This is a genomic window from Mesorhizobium sp. M7A.F.Ca.CA.002.09.1.1 (assembly GCF_003998555.1).
GTDB classification, from domain to species: Bacteria; Pseudomonadota; Alphaproteobacteria; order Rhizobiales; family Rhizobiaceae; genus Mesorhizobium; species Mesorhizobium ciceri.
In genome coordinates, this window is the sequence record NZ_RZRR01001097.1 from 1 (window position 1) to 1,586 (window position 1,586).

General features: G+C 58.4%; 1 protein-coding gene. It reads left to right on the top strand.

Going from position 1 to position 1,586, the window contains the following annotated elements:
• Positions 1 to 1,586: type I secretion system permease/ATPase (locus EN994_RS30615; protein WP_164746383.1), on the top strand; the 1,586-nt coding region annotated here is incomplete at both ends.

A 1,586-nucleotide genomic window follows, 5' to 3' on the forward strand; every position in this document is an offset into this window, starting at 1 on the left:
GCGTTCTTCTACGCGTCGGTGAGCGGTTCGATCACCAGCTTTCCGGGCGCGTTCACGACGCAGTCGTCCGCCTTCCACTCGAAACTCGCATGCCCAGCGACGGATTGCAGCCGCTGCGCGATCTCGACAATGTACGCAATTTTCTCTCCGGACCCGGTCCGACCGCGTTTTTCGATTTACCTTGGATGCCCTTTTATCTCGGCCTGTGTTTTCTACTTCATTTCTGGCTTGGTATGACAGCAATGGTCGGCGCGATCTTGTTGGTCTCGCTTACCGTTATTACCGATGCGTCTTCCCGCAACCCAACTCGAGAGGCACTCCGGCATAACACGGTGCGCAATGCCTTGCTGGACGCGTCCCGTCGCAATGCCGAAGCTATACGTGCGATGGGGCTTAGCAATCGCATGACCGCGCGCTGGCGCCTTGCAAATTCGGACTACCTTGCGGCAAATCGCAGGGCCAGCGATGTTGTTAGCGGCCTAGGGGGCGTTGCAAAAACACTTCGTTTGGTTCTCCAGTCCGCAATCCTGGCAGTGGGTGCATGGCTCGCTATCGAGCAGCAGGTCACACCGGGGGTGATGATTGCCAGTTCCATCATAATGGGCCGCGCACTAGCGCCCGTCGAATTGGCAATCGGAAGTTGGAAAGTGTTCCTGATGGCGAGACAGAGTTGGATCCGCCTCAGGGATTTGCTGCTGATGATGCCTGAAGAGACAACTGTCTTGGCCCTGCCCAAACCGCAATGCGAACTGCGTGCCGCAGGCATCACCGTCGTTCCCCCTGGTGAGACGAAGCCGACGGTCTTCGCAGCAAACTTCGTCATGCGCGCGGGGAGCGCGCTCGGCATTATTGGCCCTAGCGGTGCGGGGAAGTCGACGCTTGCCCGCGCTCTCGTTGGCGCCTGGACCCCGGCGAGCGGCAAAGTGCGTATTGACGACGCGTCACTCGACCAGTGGGATCAGGAGGCAATCGGTCGCCACATCGGCTACCTGCCACAGGGGGGCGAACTTTTCGATGGCACGATCGCAGAGAACATCGCCCGCTTCGAATCCGACGCGAAGCCGGAGACAATTGTATCAGCCGCGATGGCGGCTGGCGTTCATGAGCTTATCCTGCAGTTTGATAAAGGATATGAAGCCCGCATTGGAGAAGCCGGATCATCCCTTTCGGCAGGGCAACGCCAGCGGATCGGCCTTGCCAGGGCACTCTACGCCGATCCGTTCCTCGTCGTGCTCGATGAACCCAATGCGAATCTTGACGCCGATGGCGAAGCTGCTGTTGTGAAGGCAATCGCGGCCGTGAGGGAACGCAAGGGGATCGCAATAGTTATAGCGCATCGACCGAGCGCGCTAGCTGCAGTCGATTTCGTTCTCATGATGGAGGCCGGTCGGGTCAAAGCCTTCGGACCACGCGACGAAGTTCTTTCGAAAATATCAAAGGTCCCTTCTCCGAATCCTACCATGGCTGGATATCCGGGCTTTTCTGTATCGGCCAGGATGCTCGCGCCCTTCAAGATGGTCGCAGATCCGAACGAGTCAAAGCCGGAGGTCGCTGAAATCTTGATGGAGGGATCCGATGCCAAACGT